We start from the raw sequence: 26,369 nt of genomic DNA, 5'->3' as shown, positions 1-26,369 counted from the left end.
GTGCCAACACAGAAAAAAAAATAGGATGAAAAATAACAGAAGAGATTTCATAAAAAAAACAACTTTAGCAAGTGTTGGGATTAGTTTAGCAGGAAGTGTTAATGCTATGTCTGCAAAAAGTTATAATAATATTGTCGGTTCAAACGAGCGTTTAAATGTTGCAATTGCAGGTTTAGGGAGACGGTTAAATGCGTTTAAATCACCCATAGCGCTAAAAGAAAGTAATATTAAATTACTCTATTTGTGTGATGTTATGGAAAGTCAACGATTAAAAGGGTTAAAAGCATTTAGAGAACATATTGACTATAATCCGATATTAGAGAATGATATTAGAAAGGTATTAGACGATAAAAATGTGGACGTGTTGATTAATGCCACACCAGACCATTGGCATACACCAGGTTCAATCATGGCTATGAAAGCAGGTAAGCATGTATATGTTGAGAAGCCATGTAGCCATAATATGTATGAAAACGAGCAATTGGTTAAAGCAGCAAAACATTTTAATAAAGTGGTTCAAATGGGTAACCAGCAACGTTCATCTGGTCATACCATTGAAATTATAAATGAAATTCATAATGGAATTATAGGAAAACCATATAAGGCCGTAGCTTTTTATAATAATGGACGCGGTGAAGTGCCACAGCAAAATAATGCTCCTATTCCCAAAGGCTTAGATTGGGATTTATGGCAGGGGCCAGCACCAAGACGAGATTATACTTCTGAAACCTGGGATTATAATTGGCATTGGTATGGTTGGGACTATGGAACAGCCGAAGCTGGTAATAATGGAACACATGAGTTAGATGTCGCACGTTGGGCATTACAAGTAGATTTTCCGCAACATGTCTATGTTGAAGCAGAAAAGCGTCATTTTTTAGAAGATGGATGGGAAATGTATGATGATATGGAAGCTACTTTTAAGTTTGCCGATAACAAAATTATTAAATGGGATGGAAAATCCAGAAATAGTTATAGTACCTATGGAACGGGTCGAGGTACTGTGATTTATGGTACAGAAGGATCTGTTTTTGTAGATAGAGGTAAATATATGTTATACGACCGTAAAGGGAAATTAGTAAAAGAGTATAATTCGGCATCAAATGAAGCCGGGACCGCTTTAGGTGGTGGTGGAGATACTTCTACACAACATGTTCAAAATCTTTTTAACACCATAAGAGGTAAAGAAAAATTAACTGCACCAATTGACGATGCTAGTAAAAGTATGGCCTTGGTGCATTATGCCAATATTGCTTACAGAATTAATGATAGTTTTGACATAGATGATAAAACTGGTATGATGTACAACAGAAATGCCATGAATCTTTGGTCAAGAACATACGAACCAGGTTGGGAGCCAAAAATATAAACTTTTGAAGAGACGTTCATTTTTAAAAAAAACTGGTATAGCTACCACGGGTGTATTAAGTTCATCTTATTTGTATGGTAATATTGTTAAAGGTTTAAAAGCCAATAATATTATAAATATTGGTGTTATCGGTACTGGTGATCGTGGTGGTGGACTTACTTCAATTATAAATACTATAGATCATTTAAATGTTGTTGCTTTATGTGATGTTCTTCCATTTCGTTTAGAAAAAGGAATGTCAAAAGCAAATTCCAGCCCTATTGGTTATTCTGATTATCGAAAACTTCTAGACAATAAAGATGTTGATGCTGTAATTGTAGCAACCCCTTTTAACACGCATTCAAAAATAGCTATTGATGCACTTGATGCTGGTAAGCACGTATATTGCGAGAAAACTTTAGCTAAAGGATTTGATGGTATAGATGCATTAGTAAAAAAGGTGAGTCAATCTAAAACCATATTCCAAACTGGACATCAATATCATAGTTCACGATTATATACCCACGTAGTAGATTTGATACAAGAAGGTAAAGTAGGTAAGATTATTGCCTTCGAATGCCAATGGAATAGACATGGGAGTTGGAGACGTCCAGTCCCAGATTCTAAATTTGAAAAAGCCATTAATTGGCGTATGTATAGAGAGTTCTCAGGAGGGTTAGTTGCAGAATTATGTTCACATCAAATTGATTTTGTTAATTGGGTACTTGATGACACGCCCATTCAAGTTATGGGAATGGGTGGTGTTGATTATTGGAAGGACGGTAGAGAAACTTATGATAATGTGCATTTAATTTACAGTTACCCAAATGGTGTAAAGGCAAAATTTACATGCTTAACAAGTAATGCAAAAGACAGTTACCAAATTAAAGTTTTAGGAGATAAAGGCACCATCCTAATCGATACAAAAAACGCATGGTTTTATCCTGAAGGTAAAAAAAATAAAATTATTGCAGAGGTTGATGGCGTAAGTGGAGCTACTGCTCACTGGGAAACAGAAAAAGGTTACCCTTTAAATATTGAACATTTAAATCCAAGTACACAGGCATTGATAGATTTTAAATCATCAATAGTAATTAACAAAACACCAGAGTCGAGTGTTATTACAGGCGCTAAGGCTGCTATATGCGTACAAATGGGGCTTGATGCCATGTATAATAACGAAATTGTAAAATGGAATTCTAAAATTCTGTCCTAAACGAACTATTACAAGTTTTTAATGCCAAAAATTCATAATTAACTGGTTTAAACTTGTTAGGTTCTTCAACCAATCACTTTGTACATTTAATTGAAAAAAATAATTTAGCTTTATACTTCCAATTCAGGATAGGGCAGGATAGCTTTAAATTCAAAAAGCTTTAATTTTAAAAGCTAAGAATTTTACGTAATCTATTTCAAATAATTAACAAGCGTATTTATGTTTAAAAATAGTTTTTTATTAGTAATGCTGGCAGTATTTAGTAGTTTAAATGTTGCTATAGCTCAACAACAAAAAAATAGCACAGAAAAACCAAACATTATTTTCATTCTTACCGACGATCAACGTTTTGATGCCATTGGTTATGCCGGAAACAAATTTGTAGAAACTCCGCAAATGGATGATTTGGCAAAATCAGGAACTTATTTTAATACAGCTATTGTTACCACACCAATATGTGCTGCAAGTAGAGCAAGTATATTAACTGGGCTTCATGAACGCGCTCACAATTTCAATTTTCAAACAGGTAATGTGCGTGAAGAATACATGGCAAATTCTTATCCAAAAGTCCTTAAAGATAATGGCTATTATACAGGGTTTTATGGTAAATATGGTGTGCGTTATGATGATTTGGATAAGCAATTTGACGAGTACGATGAATACGATAGAAATAATGGTTTTAAAGATAGAAGAGGGTATTATTACAAAACTATTGATAATGATACGGTTCATCTAACCCGATATACAGGTCAGCAGGCTATTGATTTTATTGGCAAAAATGCTAAAAACAAAAAACCTTTTTGCTTATCATTAAGTTTTAGCGCACCTCATGCACACGACGGAGCGCCAGAACAATATTTTTGGCAAACAGAAACTGATAAGCTATTGCAAAACACAACTATACCAGGTCCAGAATTAGGGGATGATAAATACTTTGATGCGCAGCCCGAAATTGTTAAGAAAGGTTTTAACTGGTTACGCTGGACATGGCGCTACGATACTCCAGAAAAGTATCAGCACAGTTTAAAAGGCTATTATAGAATGATTTCTGGAATAGATTTAGAAATTGCCAAAATAAGAGAAAAACTAAAAGAACAAGGTGTCGATAAAAATACAGTAATTATTGTTATGGGCGATAATGGCTATTTTTTAGGCGAGCGTAAACTGGCAGGAAAATGGTTAATGTATGATAATTCCATTCGTGTACCTTTAATTGTTTTCGACCCTAGATTAGATCAGCATCAAGATATTGATGATATGGTATTGAATATTGATGTACCATCCACAATTGCAGATTTAGCAGGTGTTCAAGCTCCAGATTCATGGCAAGGAAAAAGTTTAATGCCAATAGTTAATAAAGAAACAAATACAGTAAGTAGAGATACTATTTTAATTGAACACATTTGGGATTTTAGTGAAATTCCACCAAGTGAAGGGGTGCGTACTGAAGAATGGAAATATTTTAGATATGTAAATGATAAATCGATTGAAGAGCTTTACAACTTAAAAAAAGATCCTAAAGAGATAAATAATTTAATAGGAAAGAAAAAATACAAAGCCGTAGCTGATAATCTTCGTGCTAAACTAGATGAGTTAATTAAGAAAAACAGCAACGAATTCAGAGCAGCACCAACAGATTTGACTGTGGAGTTAATTAGAGAACCGAGTACCGATGTTAAAATATTTGATTTAAAACCAGAATTTGGATGGACAGTCCCATTAGGTTCTAGATTTCAAGGGGCTTACCAAATATTAGTCGCTTCAAACCAAAAAGATATTGATAATAATAATGGCGATGTATGGGACAGCGGAAGAGTAGCTTCTAATAAATCTACAGATGTCGAATATGGCGGTAATGAATTAGAAATTGGAAAAACATATTACTGGAAGGTGAGAATATGGGAGCAGGAGAATAGACTTGTAGATTATTCCGAAGCACAAAAATTCACTACAGGACAAAGTGATAGTTACATCATTTCAACCGAAAATAAATTTATAACCACGTATGTTAAGCCAAAAGCATTTAAAAAACTAGGTGATTTATATGTTATAGACTTTGGAAAAGCTGCATTTGCTACTATGAATTTTAAGTATAATGCAAAAACGCCACACACACTTACTGTAAGAGTAGGAGAAATGGTTAATGATAATGGTAGTGTAAATAGAACACCACCTGCCAAAAGTAATATCAGATACCAAGAAATTAAGGTTGATGTAAAACCAGGTAAAACAGATTATCAAATTCAAGTACAAACTAACGAGAGAAATACAAGACCAAATCAAGCAATTCCATTACCAAAAGGGTTTCCTCCACTTGTACCATTTAGATATGCCGAAATTGAAGGCGCTCAAGAATCAATAGCATCAGAAGATGTTGAACAACTTGCATTTCATACCTATTGGGATGAAGAAGCTAGTAGTTTTGAAAGCAATAATGATATTTTAGACCAAGTTTGGGATTTATGTAAATACTCTATTAAAGCAACTACGTTTAACGGATTATATGTTGATGGCGATAGGGAACGTATTCCTTATGAAGCCGATGCTTATTTAAATCAGTTAAGTCATTATACAACAGATAGGGAGTATGCTATAGCTAGACGAACTATCGAGTATTTTATGAAAAATCCGACCTGGCCAACCGAATGGCAACAACATGTGGCATTATTAATTTATGCCGATTATATGTACACAGGTAATACCGAACTTATAGAACGTTACTATGAAGCCTTAAAACATAAAACACTTTTTGAATTATCTAATGAAGACGGTTTAATTACTTCTACTAAGGTTGATAAAGAATTTATGCGCAAGCTTGGTTTTCCTGATGGTTATAAAAAACCATTAACCGATATTGTAGATTGGCCACCGCCAAAGTTTAATGGTAGTAAAACACCTGGAGAACTAGATGGTTTTGTATTCAAGCCATACAGTACAGTTATTAATTCCTTCTTCTATGAGAATATGAAAATCATGGTCGAGTTTGCTAAAATCCTCGGAAAAACTCAAGAGGTTTTAGATTTCGAACTAAGAGCTGCTAAAGCTAAAAAAGCAGTTAACGAACAAATGTTTGATAAAGAACGTGGGATCTATGTTGATGGTATTGGTACAGACCACGCATCATTACATGCTAATATGATGCCATTAGCTTTTGGATTGGTTCCTGAGGAGCATTATGAATCTGTAGTGAATTACGTAAAATCTCGAGGTATGGCTTGTAGTGTTTATGGTTCACAATTCTTAATGGATGGATTGTATAATGCAGGCGAAGAAGATTATGCACTAGATTTATTAACAGATACTTCAGATAGAAGTTGGTATAATATGATACGTATTGGCTCAACAATAACTTTGGAATCTTGGGATAACCAGTATAAAAACAATTTAGACTGGAATCACGCTTGGGGTGCTGTACCAGCAAATGTAATTCCGAGAGGTTTATGGGGTATAAAACCAAAAACACCCGGATTTGGTATTACCACCATAAAACCGCAAATGAGTAAGTTAAAATCTAGTGAAATTACCGTACCAACGGTCAGAGGTCCAATAAAAGCAAGTTATAAGTATAATGGGGCTAGGTTACAGACTTATACCATTGAAATTCCTGGAAACATGGTGGCTGAATTTTCATTAAATGGTTTAGATGGAAAAGACTTAATTCATAACGGAGAAAAAGTACCTTCGGCATTTGAGTCTATAAGGCTCGCTCCGGGGAAGCATACCATACAGCTTAAAATAAATTCGTTTTAAGTAACTAATGCCAATAAGTTAAGCTTATTGGCATTTTTTAATAAAAATAGAAAGAGATGAAAAAGATTTACCTTTTATTACTTATGTGTTGTTTTTTCCAATTGTATTGGAGCCAAGAAAAACAACTTGCTGTAACTTTAGATGAATTATCTCAAGTTTCAGGAGCTGGTGAAGGTGGACTGTTTTTTGCAGGAACAAAAGATGTAAATTATAGATTTTCACGAAGAATAACGCCGCATGGAGATTGTGTGGATGTAGTTAATGGCTATGCTTTTGTTACTTGGTATAAAGGCGGCATGGATACCAGAAATTTAATGCTTTCTAGAAAAAATTTAAACGAACCAAACTCCAATTGGGTAACTATTCAATTTCCACATAAGCACGTTGGGCAAAGTGGAGAGATTTTAAATGGCACAGGTATACGTGGTGATTCCCATAATACGGCTGCTATTGGCGTTAGTACAATAGATGGAACGATTCACTTACTTTACGACATGCATGCATATAGATCATCATCTTTACCAAATCATTTCTTTAATTATTCGGTTTCACATACAAACAAAGCCTTTGTGCCAGATAATGAATTTACTTTAGATATTTTTAATCCAAAGCAAAATTATTTAAAAAATGGTGAGGATTATGAACGTATGACCTACCCCATGATTCACAGAGCAGATGATGGAAGTTTGATTGCAAGATATAGGCAAGGCGGCTCTGGTAATGGCGATATACTTTTAGCGCATTATGATGGTAGTGCATGGAGCGCTAATTGGATGTTCCACGAAGGTACTTTAGCATTACCTAATAGAAACAATATGTACGGCGGTGAGCGTTTTTTAAATGGTAAATTTTATACTGGTTTCTCTATACGGTACTCTACGAATAATAATACGGATACGAGTAACGGTTATATGCTGAATAGTGGATTGTATTTTGCTTACACTAACGGTATTCCAAAAAACACATCTACACCTTGGTTTAATGTTAATGATAATTCTATTTCGTTGCCAATCCAAAATAATATAAACTCTAATTTAGACCTCGTTCAATTTGCTCAACCAGGAGATGATTACGGAACATCGTCATTACCAAGAACTTCAAACGACCCGTCTTGGACAGTTACAGAAAATGGTGCAATACACTTTATAACACGCGTAGATAACATTAATGTACATTATTATAAAAAAGCAACAGATGCTAATTTTTCTAGTAGTTCAGGAGGGTTAATTCCTAATCCTCAAGTTCGAGGAGAGATATACAGTTATAAAAAACATGTTTTTATGGTGGAAAATTTAGGCGGAAAAGTAAATATTAAAACTACTCCAGAAGGTCAGAATGATTGGGAAATAGTCTACACAGGAACAGAAAGTACAAATTATTCACATTTTGACGCTTTTGTAACAGGTGATAAACTTTATGTTTATTTAATGGAAGATACAGATAATAATACACCAGGAGTGGGTGATAAACGACCACTATATTTTCAAGAGTTTACACTATCTGAGGTTGATGTCCCAGTTGTGATATCACTAGAGGCTGAAGATTACACAACGGCCAGTAATGATATCAATGTAGGCTCTAGTGCTACAGCTTCAGGAGGAAAATATATTGATGCTTTTTCTTCCAATCAATTTCTAGAATATAAGTTTCAAATAACTACAGCAGGAATTTATGATATTGTATTGTATATCGCTGTTAGAAACAGAGATGATTCTGTTATGGATGTGGAAATAAATGGACAATTGTATGATAATTTTTTAGTAGCAAAAACTGGTGATTGGAATGTTTACGGCGAGAATACAATATCTAATGTTACATTAAATCAAGGTGAAAATATGATAAGACTAACACAACAGAGGTCTTTATCAAGCGAGCCTGATAAAATAGAACTTTACTTAAAATCAGGCTTAAGTATAAATGATTTTCACAAAAACAATATTGATGTTTATCCTAACCCGAGTGAAGGAGTTTTTAATATAAAATCAAATTCCATAAATATTCGTTATAGCTTATTAAATATCCAAGGACAAGTTTTAGAGAGCGGAAAACTAGCAAATAATAGTGTGGATTTTTCCAACCAGACGCGAGGGATTTATTTCTTAGAATTATCTAATGAAACAGATAGACTTATTAAAAAGATTGTCATTAAATAAGAATATAAAAACAATGAATAAACAAATCACTTTTTTCTTTTTACTGCTTATAACCTTTAATTCTTGCCAACAACAAAAAGAAGTCAAGATTGATGGCGAACTAAAAAAATGGCATAGAGTAACTTTAAATTTTGAAGGACCAGAAACCAACGAAATGGATGAAAATAATCCGTTTCTAAATTACCGTTTGGACGTAACGTTTAAAAATGGAGATAAAGCATATGTAATTCCTGGATTTTATGCTGCTGATGGTAATACCGCTGAAACTAGTGGTATTTCAGGTAATATATGGCAGGTTAGGTTTACGCCTGATGCTATTGGCGAATGGACCTACACAACATCATTTAAAAAAGGTGATAATATAGCTGTAGCTGAAAACCTAAATAACGCCACAAGTGCCGGTTTTATGGATGGACAATCGGGGACTTTTACCATTTCAGAATCAGATAAAACAGGCATTGATAATCGTGTAAAAGGACGCTTACAATATGTTGGCGAATCGTATTTAAAGTTTTCAGAAACTGGCGATTACTTTATAAAATTAGGTGTTGATGCACCAGAAAACCTATTAGCTTATACTGATATTGATGTTTCAACAAATGCCTTGGGCTTTCAAAAAAAATGGGAACCACATGCAAAAGATTTTGATGAAAGTGCAGCACCATATTTGTGGCAAAAAACAAAAGGTAAAAATCTTTTAGGAGCTATAAATTACTTGGCAAGTGAGGAATTAAATGTATTTTCCTTTTTAACTTTTAATGTAGACGGAGATGATAGAAATATTTTTCCGCATATTTTAAAAGTACCGATAGCAGAATACGAAGCATATGCAAGTGTTAAAAAGAATAAAGAAGCCTGGGAAACCATGTTCCATAAAACCCGTTTTGATGTTTCTAAACTAGACCAATGGGAACGCATTTTTGAATATGCCGAAACTAAAGGGATGTTCTTGCATTTTAAAACCCATGAAACCGAAACAGACCATTTAATGGATAAAGGCGTTTTTGGAATAGAGAGTAAATTGTATTACCGTGAACTGATTGCACGATTTGGACACCACTTATCAATGAATTGGAATTTAGGTGAAGAAAATAATCAACCGATACCAGAGGTCTTAAAGGCAGCTCATTATGTTTCAAACTTAGACCCCTATAATAATCATTTGGTAATTCATACATTCCCTAATAAAGATGATAGATATGCCGAATTAATTGGAGATCAATCGCCTTTAACAGGAGCTTCATTACAATTAAGTCATCCTGACTTTAATGACGTCCATCCAAGAGTTTTAAAATGGCGAGAAAAGTCGAACGCTACAGGCAGAAAATGGGCTTTAGCTGTAGATGAACCAGGAAAAGCTAATATAGCATTGTTACCAGATGACGAAGATCCAGAGCATAATTTTGCTAGAGGTAGAGCCATGTGGGGCACGCTTATGGCAGGTGGTTATGGGGTAGAGTGGTATTTTGGCTATGCAAGCCCAAATTCCGATTTAACCTGTGAAGACTTTAGAAGCCGTGATTTATTTTGGGATCAAAATAGATATGCATTACATTTTTTTAATAATCATATCCCATTTTGGGAGATGGAACCTCGTGGTGATTTAATAACTTCTGAAGAGATTGCGTATTGTCTAGCGAAAGAAGGGGAAGTGTATGCCATTTATGCGGAAGCTAATGCCGATAAAATAGCAATTAACCTTGGAGATTCTGGAAAAGAATTCGAAATAAAATGGTTTGACCCTAGAAATGGTGGGGAGTTGCAAAATGGTTCCTTAGCTTCAGTAAAATCTAATGGTATTGTTAGTTTAGGTATTCCGCCAACTGCAAATGAAAAAGATTGGGTAATACTTTTAAAACTTCTATAAAAGAAGCAATGGCAAACGCTATAAATCCATTATTTTCTAAAAAAACAAATGACACCATAACAGCACAGGACGGGTATGAAAAGATGTTAATTTATCTTTATTGTTTGTAATATTTAAAGTTAATTAGAATTTAAAAACATGTGTAAAAGGTATATTAATCTATTAATGCTATTAAATGTTTTCATTCTAGCATTCGCCCAAAACCCTATTGTACCTAACGTTGGTCTAAACGATCCGCACATTCACATTTTTAACGATACCGCTTACGTTTATGCATCGCATGATAAATCTATTGATAATGATAAGTTTATCATGGAAGATTGGTGGATATGGTCATCGCCAGATTTAGTCAATTGGACAAAACGAAGTGTTTTAAATCCAAATGATACTTATATAGGGAAAGATTTTACCAGATGTTGGGCAACTGATGCTGCTTATAAAAATGGTAAATACTACTTCTATTTTTCTGAAGGCAATGAGCAAACTGGCGTTGTAGTTGGTGATACACCAGTTGGTCCATGGAAAGATGTCATGGGGGAGCCTTTGTTGAAATCTGACATAACTCCAACCCATGAATACGACATGGCTGTTTTTGAAGATAACGGCGAACACTATATCATTTTTGGAGTATGGGATTATTATATAGCAAAGTTGAATGATGATATGATAAGTTTAGCTGAGGCACCGCAAAAAATAGAAATTAATAATCCGCGCGGACCATATAATCCTCATGGAAATAATAAAAATATGCCTACCGATGATAAACCTTTTGTACATAAATATAATGGAAAATACTATTTGTCTTGGGGCTGTTTTTATGCCATGTCTGATAATCTTTACGGACCTTATGATTACAAAGACACCGTAATTAAAGAGGAAAGTTTCGCCGAAGGTTATGATGCGCCCACATGGCCAAATGGTTTTTTACAAGGACGCCATGGTTCATTTTTTGAGTGGCACAACCAATGGTACTATATTTACTGTGACATTAGTCAAACAGGGAATCGTTATTTTAGAGATGCATTTATAAGTTATGTACATTATAAGGATAACGGGGAAATGGCAACTATTAGAGTTGACGGTGTGGGCGTTGGGAATTATAATGCTGATGAAAGTATTAAGGCTGAAGACTATTTTAAAGCAGAAAACATCTTAAAAGTTGAAAATACAAAAGGAGGGTTTTCATTGCAACCCTCTGAAAATTCAGGTTATACCATTTACCCTAATGTTAAGAACCTCTCTGATAAAACTATTTTAGAATTAGAAGTAATAGCCACAGAAGCTTCAGAGTTAGAAATAAGAGAAGACAACCCTGAAGGAGCACTTTTATTCACGTGTAAAGTGCCTAAAAATGACATTTACACCTTTCAAAAAAGAACATTTAATACTGGAAATCTAAAAGAAAGCCAATCGCTATGCTTTGTGTTTAAAGGTGTTAAAGGAGAGTCTTTTATTCTGAATCGATTTAAATTTAAAAACTAAAATTATACTAATATTTAAAACTAATGAAGAAATTACTTTTTTTAGCCGTACTTATTATTATTGCTTCGTGCGATAAAAAGGAGTCAAATTCAGCAGATTATAAAGACCCATCTTTGTCAATTGATGAACGTGTTGAAGCATTACTGCCAAAACTGTCACTTGAAGAGAAGGTTGCTCAAATGCGAATATTCCATGCTAATATAGGTACTAAACCCGATGAAAATGGCAACTTGACATTATCTGACAAAGTTATAGAAAAACTAAAATTGGGAATCGCAGGGATAAAAAACCCAGGAGAGCATATTGATGCTGTGGCTGCTGCAAAACTCAATAACGAACTTCAAAAATACATCATAGAAAATAACCGTTGGGGTATACCAGCAATGTTTGTTACAGAATCTTATAATGGTGTTGATGCAGAGGGCTGTACTCGATTTGGTCGCCCAATGACGTCGGCAGCATCCTTTAATCCAGAATTGGTACAAAGACAATGGGATATTGTAGGTAGAGAAGCGAGATTAAGAGGGATGCACATGTGTCATTCACCTGAAGCTGATGTAGTTCGCGATCCACGTTTTGGACGTATGAGTGAAGCTTTTGGAGAAGATACTTATTTGGTTACACAAATGGTAACTAGTGCCGTAAAAGGAGTGCAAGGAGATTATGAAGGTTTAGGAAACGGTACGCATATAGGAGCAGTTGCAAAGCATTTTGCGGGTTACGGGCAAGTTTTAGGAGGTTCTAATTTTGCCGCAATAGAAATTTCTGAAAGAACATTAATTGACGAAATTTATCCACCTTTTGAAGCGGCTGTTAAAGAAGCTAAAACGTTGGGTATTATGGCGTCTCACGGCGATTTAAATGGAATTGCGAGTCATGGTAATAAAGCATTGTTAACTGGAGTACTTCGAGATCAATGGGGGTTTGAAGGTTATGTAGTTTCAGATTCTAATGATATTGCACGTTTACACTATTTCATGAATGTAGCTGAAACTCCTGAAGATGCGGCACAAATGGGGCTAGAGGCAGGTATCGATATCGATTTATACGCCGAAGATTCGTATGCATATCTTCCAGAAATGGTTAAGAAAAATCCAGATTTAGAAAAATTAATCGATAGGTCTGTGCGCCGTGTGTTAAGAACTAAATTTATTCTTGGTTTGTTTGACAACCCTTATATAGACATTGAAGCAGTTAAAAAAGGCGTAAGAGCAGAGTCTTCTTTAGAATTAGCAAAAGAATCAGATTTAGAGTCTATTATTCTTTTAAAGAACGAAGAACAAACATTGCCGCTTTCAAAAGATAAAGCGATTAAGGTTGCTTTGTTAGGTCCTTTATTAAAAGAGAATACAAAGGAAATGTTTGAATCCGTAGCTGGAAATAAAGTAAACTTTACAGCAGAAAAAGGATTCCATTTAACTAACGAAAAGGGTGGCGCACCCGAACTTTTAGATAGAGACCCTAAAGCTATTGCTAGTTTAGTTAATAAAGCGAGAGCTGCTGATGTTGCTGTTTTGTTTTTAGGAGGAGATGAGTTTACCGCAAAAGAAGCCTATTTTAGTAATAGTACGTTAGGAGACCGCGCAACAATCGACCCTGTTGGCCCACAAGACGAACTGGTAGAAAAAATTAAAGCCTTAGGTAAACCAGTAATCGTGGTTCTAAAACACAGACGAACCTTATCAATAAATACCATAGCAGAACAAGCAGATGCCATTTTAGATACATGGGATTTAAGTGAATTTGGTGATGAATCAACTGCCAGAATTATATTTGGAGAAGTATCGCCATCTGGTAAATCTCCAGTTACCATACCACGGTCTATTGGTCAAATTCCGTTTCATTACAGTATGAAAGAAATTAATTATAAAAAAGAATACTTATTTTTAGGACAAGGACCACTTTATCCATTTGGACATGGATTAAGTTATGGCGATTTTGAATATTCAGACATTTCAATTTCAAATGCTGAAATCACTCCAGAAACCGAACTTGAGGTTAGTGTGAAAGTCACAAACAATGGTAGCATGAAAGCTAAAGAGGTAGTTCAAATGTATATTAAAGATGAAATAGGTTCGGTGACGCGTCCAGATAAAGAATTAAAAGGTTTTGAAAAAATAGAATTAAACCCAGGAGAAAATAAAACCGTTTCATTCAAAATCACTCCTAAAATTTTAGAATTTACAGGAATTACAATGGAGAAAGTTTTAGAAGCAGGAGATTACACGGTGATGATAGGAACTTCTTCAAAAAATTATTTAGAAACAACATTTAAACTGAAAAAATAAGAGACAATGAACAAATCCATTTTAACCCTGATAGCTGCTGTATTTTTATTCAATTGCTCTGCCACGCAAAAGGTTATAGCACAAGAAGTAATAGATAAAGGCGAGGTGAAAGCCTCTATGATTAAAGCTTTGGAGTGGCAAGAAGCCCATCCCATAATAGCCATTGCACCAACCGATTGGACAAATGGCGCATATTACACAGGTGTTGTGAGAGCGCACAAAACAACAAGAGATATGATGTATATGGCTGCTCTAAAAAATCAAGGGTATTGGAATAATTGGCAAACCTTTAAACGTCTTCATCATGCAGATGATGTAGCGATTTCATATAGCTATCTTTATATTGATATGACAGATGGCAGACGTAATTTTGTAGATTTAGAACCTACAAAAAAATTCTTAGATGCTCACTTATACGAGGACGATGAGTGGAAAAAAGGCAATGATAAAAGTGAATACGGACGAACTATTTTATGGTGGTGGTGCGACGCTTTATTTATGGCGCCTCCAGTTCTTAATTTATACGCTAACCAAACCAATCAACCAAAGTATTTAGACGAAATGCATAAGTTTTATATGCAGACTTATAATCAGTTATACGATGAAGAGGAGCAGTTATTTGCGAGAGACATGCGTTTTGTTTGGACGGGCTCAGATAAAGACAGTAAAGAACCAAACGGAAAAAAAATATTTTGGTCTAGAGGAAACGGTTGGGTAATTGCTGGTTTAGCCTTGCTTTTAGACGATATGCCAGAAGATTACAAACACCGACCATTTTATGAAAAATTATTCAAAGATATGTCAGCCAAAATGTTAGAAATTCAGCCTGAAGATGGACTGTGGAGAACTAGTCTATTATGCCCTGAAACTTATGATCACGGAGAAGTAAGTGGGAGTGGCTTCCATACTTTTGCATTAGCTTGGGGTATTAACAATGGTTTAATTGATAAAAAACATACACCAGCAGTTAAAAAAGCTTGGAATGCCTTGGCTAAATGCCAGCATGAAGATGGTCGTGTAGGTTGGGTACAAAATATAGGCGCATTTCCAGAGCCAGCATCAGCAGATTCTTGGCAAAATTTTGGAACAGGAGCCTTTTTAATGGCAGGTAGTGAGATTCTAAAGTTAGAGTAGATTATTATAAGAATTAATTAGGGCGTTACCCTCGCTTTTGGGCGGGGTTGGGCTTTCGGAGTAAGTTTATCCTGAGCGCAGTCGACGGGCTACCACCTGCGTCGCCGAGCTTCAACAAATGCCTCAATCAGTAACGCGGGCATACTTGCAAAAGGTAATTCTTTCCCAAATATTAAATGTATTTCAGTTTTTCTAAAACCATATAAATGAAATTATTCAAATTAGTAATAGTATTTGGTTTATGTTTGCTAAGCTGCCAAATAAAAAAAGAAGGTACAACTAGAACATCCAAAGAAACTACAAAATTAAGGCTACCTGAACGCCCAAATATCCTTTGGTTAGTTTCAGAAGATATGAGCCCTTACATTCCGCCTTTTGGAGATAATACGGTTGCAACTCCAAACTTAAGCCGTTTAGCAAATGAAGGTGTTATATACCCAAATTTATATTCAACATCAGGGGTTTGTGCACCAAGTAGAGCAGCCATAGCCACAGGTATGTATCCATCAAGTATTGGTGCTAACCACATGCGGGTAAATTCATATAACGATGAAATAGGCGTGCCTAAATATGAAGCAGTTCCACCTCCTGAGGTAAAAATGATAAGCGAATTACTGCGCAAACAAGGGTATTATTGCAGTAATAATTATAAAACAGACTATCAGTTTAAAGAACCAGTTACAGCATGGGATGAAAATAGTCCGTATGCCCATTGGCGAAATAGAAGTAAGGATCAACCGTTCTTTGCAGTATTTAATTTTACTGATACGCACGAGTCTGGTTTGTTTGAGCCTTATGGTTTTAGAGAAATAGAAAGCAGATTGTATCATGCTGGCGATAAAGATTATAAATGGAAAGGTTTTGGAGCATCTCATGCAAACAATAAATCTGCTGAGTCTGAAACAACTATTCATATTTCTAAAGAAACCAAATTTAAAGTGCCACCATATTTACCAGACAATGAAGTTACACAGCGTGATATGTGGAAATTGTATAATAATATTGCAGAAATGGATAAACGTGTAGGTGCAGTTTTAAAACAACTTGAGGAAGATGGTTTGCTAGAAAACACCATCATATTTTTCTATGGCGACCACGGTGGACCATTACCGAGAGAAAAACGTTTAATATACGATTCGGGGCTAAACACACCTATGATTATTAGGTACCCTAATAAATTGATGGCTGGCACAAAGGATGAGCAATTAATTAGTTTTATTGATTTTGCGCCCACATTATTATCTATAACAGGCCAAGAACCAAAACCATATTTTCAGGGGCAAGCTTTTTTAGGAGAACAACAACCTGAAGAACGAAAATATATTCACGGGGCAGCCGATAGATTTGATGGGTTTACAGATGCTATTAGAGCAGTAAGAGACAACCAGTACAAATATATTCGTAATTACAGACCGGATCAAGGCTATTATTTACCTATTACTTACAGGGAAAAAATTCCAACCATGCAAGAGTTGTTAAGACTTAAAGCCGAAGGTAAATTAAACGATTTACAGATGCAATGGTTTAGAGAACATAAACCGAAAGAAGAATTATTTGATTGTAAAGCCGATCCTTTTGAGTTAAATAATTTGGCTGATATCCCTGAGTATCAAGAAAAACTTAAAGAGTTACGTACAGAAATGGATAGATGGCTAACTGAAATTGGAGACGACCCAAGTCTGAAAGAAGCAAAATTGGTGGAGAAATTATGGTCAGGTTCAGATGCTCAACCAGTAACAGCTATTCCGGTTTTAACTTCAGAAAATGGAAAAGTGAGTGTGAGTTGCGAAACTGAAGGCGCATCCATAGGCTATAAAATTATAAAAGATGGAAACACGCCAAAATCTTGGATGGTTTACCAAGAGCCAATAGCGCTTTTAGAAGGCGAAAAAATTCAAGTTCAAGCACACCGTATTGGTTTTGTGGCAAGTAAAACTATAACTAAAAGCATTTAATACCATGTAATAAAGTGTATCAATTTTTCAGATGAAAAAATATATTAAATTAAAAGCTGCTTTCCTGTTGTGTATAGGTTTTTCCGTACTCGCACAGGCTCAAATTGAATTAAAAACAGATTTTACAGATAGCACTAATGCTAAACAAGTGATGCCTTATCACTTAAATGTTTACAACAGAATTACACCTATAAATGGCGTAAATCCAGCTGGGGCTAATAAAAACGCTAAGTTTTGTATCGTAAGACCTTTGGGTGGTATTGCTAAAAAAGGTGTAGCCGATGTATCTAAAGATTCTTATATATGGGATGATAGCTCTAAAAAATTCTACACAGATTTTACTTTACTAAAAAAACAAATAGATGGTATATTTAATGAAGGACAAGAAATTCATCAAATTGTACTGGACAATCCGTCTTGGGCATTTCAACGAAACTCAGAAGGTAAGTTAGTTGGCGACTCGTTAAAAGTGGCAACTTACGGAAATGCAGAACCGCCAAGAGATTATAAAGCCTGGGGAAATTATTTAAAAGAGGTCATGCAATTTCTTGTAAAAACTTATGGAGTAGAAAAGATGCTTAATATTCAGTTTGATATTGGACGAGAAATTGGCACACCAACACATTGGTCTGGAACTCAAGAGCAGTTTTTTGAATTTTATAAAACATCGGTTAATGCCATTCATTCCGTACTTTCAAAAGCAAAAGTAGGTACACATTTTCTCTGGGGTACAGCAAAAAAACCTTGGGGAACCGATTTTGTAAAATGGGCAAAAGCAAACGGTGTATACTACGATTTTATTGGGGTGTCGTACTATCCATTTTACCAACGTGCAGGACGAACTAATTTTAACGAAGTATATACCAAAGATTTCGCGGTAATTAAGGATATACCAGAATGGAATACTAATGCAAAACTAGAAATGCACGAGTTTGCTTTAATAAAAAGTTTAAGTAAAGCAGGAAATGCATTTGAAAACGCACCAGATGCGCATCAAAATGCTTTTATGGTGGGGCTTATGAAGATGTTTTATGAACACAATATGCATAATGTATTTCAATGGGGAAATGGTTCATCGTATATACCAGCGAGTACAATATTATTAGAAATGGAGGGGTGTAGGTATTTCAAAAGTAAAAAAGAAGGAACGCAACAAACAGAAGAAAATTATGTGGATGCTATTTTTGCTAAAGACAAAACTAAAAACCAATATAACATTTTGGCCTACAATTATAATGCAAACCCAGATTCCAATATTTCAGAAGCAATCAAAATAGTAACGACCATTGATGCAGAAGCAGGAACAAAAATAAAATATAGGATAGCCAATTATAACAAGGAAGACAACAAATTATCTTGGTCTAATTGGCAAGAAACGATAACTCAAGGAAATTCCAAAGATAAATCTACCTTGGCTTTTGAAAATAAGCTGCCCGTATTTTCCTTTTTAAAATATGAGGTTGTTCTGCCTTTTGAAGATTAATATAAGATGAATAAGTTAAAAGTATTTAATATGAAAAAACTAGTATGCTTTTTGTTGATGACTTATTTTGGAGTGATTCATGCTCAACAGGTAAGGCACATTGAAACGATAAACGATTCATGGCATTTTTATAAAGGCCATATTGAAAACCCCTTTTCTAGTGAATCATCCCTTGAATGGGAAAAAGTAACTATTCCACATTCCTGGAATACTGAAGATATTTTAGATGATGAAGATGGCTACTATCGAGGGGAAGCTTGGTATAAAAAAACAATTGATATTCCTCAGGTTTATGAGAATCAGCAAGTGTTTTTATTGTTTGAAGCGGCAAATCAGGTCGCGTCACTTTTCATTAATGGAAAGGCAGTTGGAGATGATCACATTGGCGGATACACATCATTTGCAAGAGATATTACGTCAGCTTTAAAAAATGGTAAAAATGAAATTTCTGTAAAAGTTGATAATGCCCATAACGATGAAATAGTGCCACAAGCAGCCGATTTTTCATTCTATGGCGGGATTTATCGTGATGTGCATTTAATTATTACAAAACCTGTACATTTTGAAGTGGCCAATTTAGGAGCTAATGCCATTTTTATAAGAACTCCAGAGGTTTCTGAGATTTCAGCAAAAACATCAGTCCAATCTAAAGTTGTAAGACCTAAAAAAGGAACTTACTACGTAAAACAGTCATTATTTGATGCCAAGAATAACTTGGTGAAAACTGTAAAATCAAAATCTTCTTTTGGAAAAGATGTATTTAGTGATTTTTCAATTTCTAATCCTAATTTATGGTCGCCTGAAAACCCATATTTATACAAATTGGTCTCAGAAATAGTTGATAAAAAAGGGATTATTTATGATAGAATTGAAAACCCTGTAGGGTATAGATGGTTTACTTTTGATGCTAATGAAGGCTTCTTTATTAATGGTAAACAAACCAAATTAATTGGGACTTGTAGACATCAAGATTTCTATGGAAAAGCAAATGCTGTAAGTGATGAAATTCATCGTAACGACATGAAATTGCTCAAAGAAATGGGCTCTAACTTTTTACGTATTGCACATTACCCGCAAGACCCTGCCATTTTAGAAATGTGCAATAAATTAGGGTTTGTGGCAACACTAGAAATTCCATTTGTAGATAAAGCAGCAGCAAATGAAGCTGGAAAGCAAAATAGTATAAACATGCTAAAAGAGGCCATTCGTTTTAACTATAATAACCCAGCTATAGTAGCTTGGAATTTGGGTAACGAAACCACCATGAAAGCGCCTGAAGATCTTGGTGAAGATTATGTAAATCATTTTGTTAGTACACATAAAGCTTTAGCCAAAACAATTAAAGAAGAGGATGAAACCAGAAACTCGTACTCCGTGTTTTTTAGAGAACCTGCTTATCAAGACAGATTTGGTATTCGTATTACAGATTTAGTGGGTTACAACAAATATTACGGGTGGTATGTTGAAGAGTTGGAGGATATTGATAAAAATCTAAGAAGTTTAGTAGAACGGTCTTTAGCTCTAGATCCAGACAAGCCCTTTATTTTAAGTGAATATGGCGGTGGAGCAGACCCAAGAATACGTTCTTATAACCCAACAAGGTTTGATTTTAGCGTAGAATATCAATTTCTATTGCATAAAACCTACATGAAAACCATTTTAGATATGCCCGAAATAGTAGGTGCCAACGTTTGGAATTATGCCGACTTTCAAGTAGAACATAGAAAAGATGCCGTGCCGCATATTAATAATAAAGGATTGGTGTCTGCTAATAGACAGAAAAAAGATGCCTACTATTTATACAAAGCTTTGCTTAACAAAACACCATTTGTTGCCATTACATCAAAAGCATGGACGAAAAGGTCTGGAATAGCAGATGCTGAAGGTGGTTTTGTCGCTACACAACCAATAACTGTAGTTGGGAATGGAAAAGATGTAGAGCTATATGTAAATGGAACCACTTTGGGTAAAAAAGCATTCGATTTTTCAATAGCTACGTTTAATGTGCCTTTAAAGCATGGCGATAATTTAATTGAAGTCGTTTCAGAAAAAGATGGTAAAACACTTAAAGACTTTGCCACGATAGAATTTACACTTCAACCTAAAAATTTAAAAAGTGAAAGTAATCCGTTTAAAGAAGTGGCTGTAAATGTAGGCTCCACATGTTATTTTATCGAGTCTCATAATGTAGACTATTTATGGATGCCAGATAAAGCTTATGAAGCAGGTAGTTTTGGTTATGTAGGTGGTGAATTGTTAAGACACCCTAGTAAAAGAAGAAATACAATTGGTACAGATGTAAGTGTAAAAGGCACAGAAAGTGATCCTATTTATCAAACACAATTAATAGGTATAGAGGCTTATAAATTTGATGTACCAAATGGTACTTACGAATTGTATTTACTCTTAGCAGAATTAGAAACCAAAGACGATAATGTTATGGATATTATGGTTAACGAAAAAACGCTTTGGAATAATTTAAACCTAAAAGAAGAATATGGAGATGATCGAGGTGTTACCAAAAGGTTTTTAATTACTGTTGAAAACGATAATGGAGTAACCGTTGATTTTAAAGCGAAAAAAGGGAAAACCCGACTTAGTGGAATAAAATTAAGAAGCGTTAATTAATTTTTATTTTAACTGTGAGGCTTCTTTATAAGTTTATAAAGAAGCCTCGTTATAAATTAACTTGTTATAACAATGATATAGCAGATGCCACTAGAATATGTCTATAGTTTTATAACTAACAGCAATATCTCACAGGAAAAATTTAGTAAAAAAAAGCCAGAAAGTTTAACTTTCTGGCTTTTAAATTTTAATTTATAAATATTATTATATAACTATTTCGTTATTTATTTCTATCCATAATATAAATTATTTTTCCACTTTTTCATGCGTAGTATCTGCCCATCTAATTTGTGCTCTACCGGCTCTAACACGGTATGCGCCATATCTAATTTTTGATTGCGTCCCTCTGTTTGGCTCAGGTATATTCCAGTTAAAAGTTTCTCCACCAATTACAGCATTACAATAATGTATTTTTTTTGTAGCATCGCTTGGGTCTACTTTAAAACCTACCTCTAGCTCAAAAGTAGTTATCTCGTTTTTATTTACTCGCTTTAGTAGTACGATTTCTCTACCGCTTCCTTCTCCGCCACGTTCTAAGATACGCTCTGCATAGATATCGAACGCCACTTGCTTGTCTGCGTCAATACCTGTACCGTAAACGGCATGTGCTCTATACAAACAAATAGCAGGGTCTGGAGAACCACCACCGCCAGTATGTTGCCCTTTGGCTTGAGCGATGTAAGTACCACTTTGACCAAAAGAGCCAGCATCACTTACTTCAAGGATTCTAAAAATCCCTTTAAATTTAACAAAAGTGCCTACATTAGTACTACTTGCTACGGGTAATGACCGTTCCATTCGTGGTTGTAATGTATTTGCTGCATCTTGATTGTTAGAGTCAGCAGTTATATTATAAATTCCCCATGTAGTACCATCAATAATACTTTCTTTATAATTTGCGTAACAACTACGGTCGTCAATATCACCTACATTAACAGGGTTTGGTAAATCGTTTGATGTTCTAGTGGCATTTTCGCCATCTGGGTTGCATGTGGAGTAAGCACCCGTATCTTCATCAGCAGCTATAACAACAGGGTCTGGTTCTGGTTCTGGATCAGGGTCAGGTTCAGGCGTTTTGTAGACTAAATTGTCTTCAGAGTACCCTAGCCCATCTTTTGTGCAAGAAAAGAAAGATACAAATACCATTAATGAGAGAATTGATAATACTTTGTAAATAAATTTTGATTTTTTCATAACTGAGAATAATATTTTAAGTAAAAATAAATATATAAAACAACCAGATTATCCTGTACTGTCCTGATTCGAGAAAGTTCGAGTTTAAAACTCAAAATTATTTAAACAATACGAAAGATACAAACATAAATTAAACCAGTATAATATTTGTTTTTAATACGTTTAGCATGACGCAACAGGACACCTTTAAGCAGAAAAAACACTTACTTTATTTTTTTAGATCTCAAAAGATGAAGCGCAAATTTTTACCCTTACTTATAGTGTTTTTAATTTTAAGTTGTCATAAAAAAGAGGACAATATTGAAAGTAATTCACCCTCATTAACACTTGAAAATTTATCAAAAAATTTTGAGTCTCCGGCTTTTGAGTACAGACCCGAAACATGGTTTCACCTTAATGGAAATAATATTTCTAAAGAAGGTTTAACTCTAGATTTAGAGGCTATAAAATCTGCGGGTTTGCAAGGCATACATTTGTTTAATAAAGCAGGAAGATTATATCCTGATGTAAAACCAATTAAAATTCTATCGCCCGAATGGGAAGATATGATTCATCATGCAGCTGATGAGTCAAAACGCTTAGGTTTAAAATTTACCATGCAAAATTGCCCAGGTTGGTCTATGACAGGTGGGCCATGGGTGCCAGCTGAAGAAGCGCAACGCGAAGTTGTAGAGTCAGTTTACAGGGTTTCAGGTGGAAAAACTTTTGATGAAACTCTAAAATTAGATAGCCTTTACAAAACACCCGACTACAATTATAAAGATATTCAAGTATTGGCTTTTCCAACTCCAGAAGGGGATGATTTAGATCCTTTTAATCCTTCAAAAATTGAAACAAATAATAATGTCGTGCCTTGGAAAGATATCTTCAATCCTAAATCAAAAATTATAGTTACGCGCAAAACCACACAATTAGCTAAGTCTTTAAACACTTACAGAGCGCAAGGCATTTCAAAGGTAAAAAATCAAAATACTTGGGTTAAGACTACCTTTGATGCAGCAATAACATTGCGCACAATAACCTTTCCACAATCGCGCCACATGATTATGGGTACAGAATATCCTCAAATGGATATAAAAATTAAGGTAGAAGCGCTAGTTGATAATCAATTAAAAGAAATTACAACGGTACATTTACCAGATGCGAATTGGAACGATAGACGCAAACATGTAACGCTAGCTATTCCAGAAACAACATCAAACACCTTTGTTTTTACTTTTGGAGGTGAACATACCATTGTTCCAGAATTTATTCGATTAAGTTCAAAGCCTAAGTTACACAATCATGAAGCTAAAGCAGCTAAAGTATTAAGACGTCTTGAAAAAGAAGTACAATATAATTACGCTGAAAATACTATAATTCCATCTCACAAAATCATCAATCTTTCAGACAAAATGAATGCTGAAGGTAAATTAACTTGGGACGTGCCTGAGGGCAATTGGACTGTTGTACGTTTTGGTCATATCAATATGCGATTAACCAATAAACCAGCAGTACCTGAAGCTACAGGTTGGGAATCGAGTAAATTAGATAAAGTGGCCATAGAAAACCATTTAAGAAATGGTATGATTGGAAATTTAATAAAACCTGGCGGTCCTATAGGTGATGGTAAGTTGCACGGTTTATTAATAGATAGTTGGGAGAGCCATGTGCCCACCTGGACAATGAATTCTGAAGATATGTTTACCGAATTTGAAACCCGAAGAGGTTACAGTATGAAAACCTATTTGCCAGCAACCATGGGTTATATTGTAGATAGTCCTGAGGTAACAACAAAATTTTTAAGAGATTTAAGGCATACCATGGATGAAGTATTTATTGATAATTTCTTCAAACATTTTGCAACTGTAGCACATGATATGGGGGCGGAAGTGTATACTGAAGGTGCAGGAGGTGAAGTATTACCAATAGACCCGATGCGCTATTATGGGGTTAGCGATATTCCAATGACAGAGTTTTGGTATCCTAAAGCACCATCAGATCAAAACGAATATGCAAAACCAATTTATAATGCGGCATCGGCAGTACATTTGTATAATAAACCCGTTTTAGCAGCAGAAGCTTGTACTCAAGTTGGTGTGAAATGGAACGAGCATCCGTTTTCTGTTAAATATTTAATAGATTATAATTTTGCTAAAGGCGTGAATCATTTAGTGTTTCATACGTTTTCGCATACGCCTCAAACAAATGTTTATCCAGGATCTAGCTTTGGTGGCAATATTGGTTTTCCGTTAGTGCGTGAGCAAACCTGGTGGAAATACATGAAAGATTGGACTGATTATTTAGCACGAAACCAATACGTTTTGCAACAAGGCGAATATGTGGCCGATGTGCTAAGGTATTATGGAGATCATTATGAGCGTCCGCCGTTCGATTTAGATTATTTTCCAAAAGGGTACAGATTTGATTATTTGAATGCTGAAATATTACAAGAAAAATTAAGTGTAAAAAATGGAAAAATACATGTTGAGAATGGAGGCGATTATAGAATTATAACGCTCAGAGATTCTGAAAGCATGTTATTATCCACAGCTAAAAAATTAAAGGAATTGGTGCTAAATGGAGCTGTGATTTTGGGAGATAAACCAATAGATTCGCCAAGTTTAATGGATGATGAAAAGGATTTGAAAGCACTAAAAAATATTTCAGATGAATTATGGGGTACTTCAGAAAGTGGTGTAAAACAAGTAGGTAAAGGAAAAGTCTATTGGGGGAAAACATTAGACGCTGTCTTGAAAGAAGAACGTGTAGCTCAAGATGTGATTGTTCCTGAAGGATTAAATATCAACTGGATTCATAGAAAAACCAATGATGCAGATATTTATTTTGTAGCTTCAAAAGATGAAAACCCAGTTGATGTTTCGTTAAGTTTTAGAGTAAAAAATGTAGCGCCTCAAATTTGGGATGCATTTACAGGAGCGCAGCATGACGCTAAGATTTGGAGTAGAGAAAATACTAGAACAAATGTGGCGTTATCATTACCATCAAACGGCAGTACCATTATCGTATTTTCAAAAAACGATAATGAACCTTTTGCTTCAAAAATAGTTTTTAACGATGAGGTGATTTTGAATTCTGAAAGCGGTTGGTGCAAGATTCATAATTCTGAAAATTATCCAAGATTAACTTGGAAGGGTGATGATTTAAGAGTTTCTAGGTCTGGAGAATATAGCTTTCTTCAAAATGGAAAAGAGTTTAAAAAAATCATATCTGTTGAAGAAAAATCACTTCAGAACGATTGGAAATTATCTTTTGATGCAGGCTGGGATACACCAGAATCTATCGAGATTTCAGAATTAAAATCATTAACTCAATTATCAAATGATGCCGTAAAGCATTATTCTGGAACGATTACATATTCTAAAACAATTAATGTTGATGAAACTGGTGCTTATGCCTTTATCGATTTAGGCAAGGTATCCAATATTGCAGAACTTTGGTGTAATGGTAAAAAAGTAGCCGTAAAATGGGCACCACCTTTTGAGTTTGATATGAGTGAGGTATTAAAACAGGGCGAGAATCAACTTGAGATTAAGGTTACAAATACGTGGCGCAATCAACTAATATACGATAACTTAAGAGAAGAAGACCAAAAGAAAACTTGGACAACTAATCCTCCAAAAAAGGATGAAACAGAACTTGAAGATTCTGGATTAATTGGACCTGTAGTTCTTAAAATCGTGCAATAATATAACTACTTCTTTTAGATGGTAGGTGATCAATGAATGCCAATTAACTAGGGTTGTAAACAGAAAAATACCAAATATTAATGGATTCAAGTTCCACATTAAAATTTTTTTAGAATACATCTAAACATATAATAATCTTAAAAAACACAAATTACCATGAAAAATTTCTTCATGAAAAAAAA

13 protein-coding genes are annotated in these 26,369 nt (G+C 34.8%); 12 read left to right on the top strand and 1 reads right to left on the bottom strand.

Translation table 11 applies throughout. The features are described 5' to 3' along the window. The first annotated feature begins 25 nt into the window (after positions 1 to 25). The 11 genes from WBN21_RS01610 to WBN21_RS01560 all read left to right on the top strand — a co-directional run bounded on the left by WBN21_RS01610 (position 26) and on the right by WBN21_RS01560 (position 21,304). A complete protein-coding gene (locus tag WBN21_RS01610; protein ID WP_424197565.1) occupies positions 26 to 1,369 on the top strand; it encodes a Gfo/Idh/MocA family protein in 1,344 nt (447 codons plus the stop codon). A gap of 4 nt (positions 1,370 to 1,373) precedes the next feature. Next, positions 1,374 to 2,564 carry a Gfo/Idh/MocA family protein gene (locus tag WBN21_RS01605; protein ID WP_424197564.1) on the top strand — a complete coding sequence of 397 codons (1,191 nt, stop codon included), beginning with the start codon at positions 1,374 to 1,376 and terminating at the stop codon, positions 2,562 to 2,564. 219 nt (positions 2,565 to 2,783) lie between these two features. Then, entirely contained in the window at positions 2,784 to 6,314 is a 3,531-nt protein-coding gene (locus WBN21_RS01600; RefSeq protein ID WP_424197563.1) for a family 78 glycoside hydrolase catalytic domain, read from the top strand. A 56-nt stretch (positions 6,315 to 6,370) separates the two neighbouring features. Then, the gene (locus WBN21_RS01595) at positions 6,371 to 8,467 is read left to right on the top strand and encodes a BNR-4 repeat-containing protein (protein ID WP_424197562.1); all 2,097 of its coding nucleotides are present in this window, start codon (positions 6,371 to 6,373) and stop codon (positions 8,465 to 8,467) included. A gap of 13 nt (positions 8,468 to 8,480) precedes the next feature. After that, the gene (locus tag WBN21_RS01590) at positions 8,481 to 10,334 is read left to right on the top strand and encodes a DUF5060 domain-containing protein (RefSeq protein WP_424197561.1); all 1,854 of its coding nucleotides are present in this window, start codon (positions 8,481 to 8,483) and stop codon (positions 10,332 to 10,334) included. 138 nt (positions 10,335 to 10,472) lie between these two features. Next, a complete protein-coding gene (locus WBN21_RS01585) occupies positions 10,473 to 11,816 on the top strand; it encodes a family 43 glycosylhydrolase (protein ID WP_424197560.1) in 1,344 nt (447 codons plus the stop codon). A gap of 23 nt (positions 11,817 to 11,839) precedes the next feature. Beyond that, complete coding sequence (locus WBN21_RS01580) at positions 11,840 to 14,104, top strand: glycoside hydrolase family 3 N-terminal domain-containing protein (RefSeq protein ID WP_424197559.1); 2,265 nt, start codon at positions 11,840 to 11,842, stop codon at positions 14,102 to 14,104. 6 nt (positions 14,105 to 14,110) lie between these two features. After that, positions 14,111 to 15,238 carry a glycoside hydrolase family 88/105 protein gene (locus tag WBN21_RS01575; RefSeq protein WP_424197558.1) on the top strand — a complete coding sequence of 376 codons (1,128 nt, stop codon included), beginning with the start codon at positions 14,111 to 14,113 and terminating at the stop codon, positions 15,236 to 15,238. 206 nt (positions 15,239 to 15,444) lie between these two features. After that, entirely contained in the window at positions 15,445 to 17,193 is a 1,749-nt protein-coding gene (locus tag WBN21_RS01570) for a sulfatase family protein (protein ID WP_424197557.1), read from the top strand. Between the two features lie 31 nt (positions 17,194 to 17,224). Beyond that, positions 17,225 to 18,676, top strand: a complete 1,452-nt coding sequence (locus WBN21_RS01565) for an alpha-1,4-L-rhamnosidase (protein WP_424197556.1) — start codon at positions 17,225 to 17,227, stop codon at positions 18,674 to 18,676. A 30-nt stretch (positions 18,677 to 18,706) separates the two neighbouring features. Further along, positions 18,707 to 21,304, top strand: coding sequence for a glycoside hydrolase family 2 protein (locus tag WBN21_RS01560; RefSeq protein ID WP_424197555.1), 2,598 nt, complete (start codon positions 18,707 to 18,709; stop codon positions 21,302 to 21,304). A gap of 246 nt (positions 21,305 to 21,550) precedes the next feature. Here WBN21_RS01560 and WBN21_RS01555 read toward each other — a convergent pair whose 3' ends face one another. Next, complete coding sequence (locus tag WBN21_RS01555) at positions 21,551 to 22,498, bottom strand: hypothetical protein (protein ID WP_424197554.1); 948 nt, start codon at positions 22,496 to 22,498, stop codon at positions 21,551 to 21,553. 230 nt (positions 22,499 to 22,728) lie between these two features. Here WBN21_RS01555 and WBN21_RS01550 point away from each other — a divergent pair, with 230 nt between their 5' ends. Then, positions 22,729 to 26,187: a glycosyl hydrolase gene (locus WBN21_RS01550; protein WP_424197553.1), complete on the top strand. Its 3,459-nt coding sequence runs from the start codon at positions 22,729 to 22,731 to the stop codon at positions 26,185 to 26,187. Positions 26,188 to 26,369: the final 182 nt, after the last annotated feature.

Origin of the sequence: Algibacter sp., assembly GCF_049667265.1 — a bacterium.
Classification (GTDB): Bacteria; Bacteroidota; Bacteroidia; order Flavobacteriales; family Flavobacteriaceae; genus Algibacter_B.
This window is presented reverse-complemented; position numbering and strand designations above follow the sequence as displayed.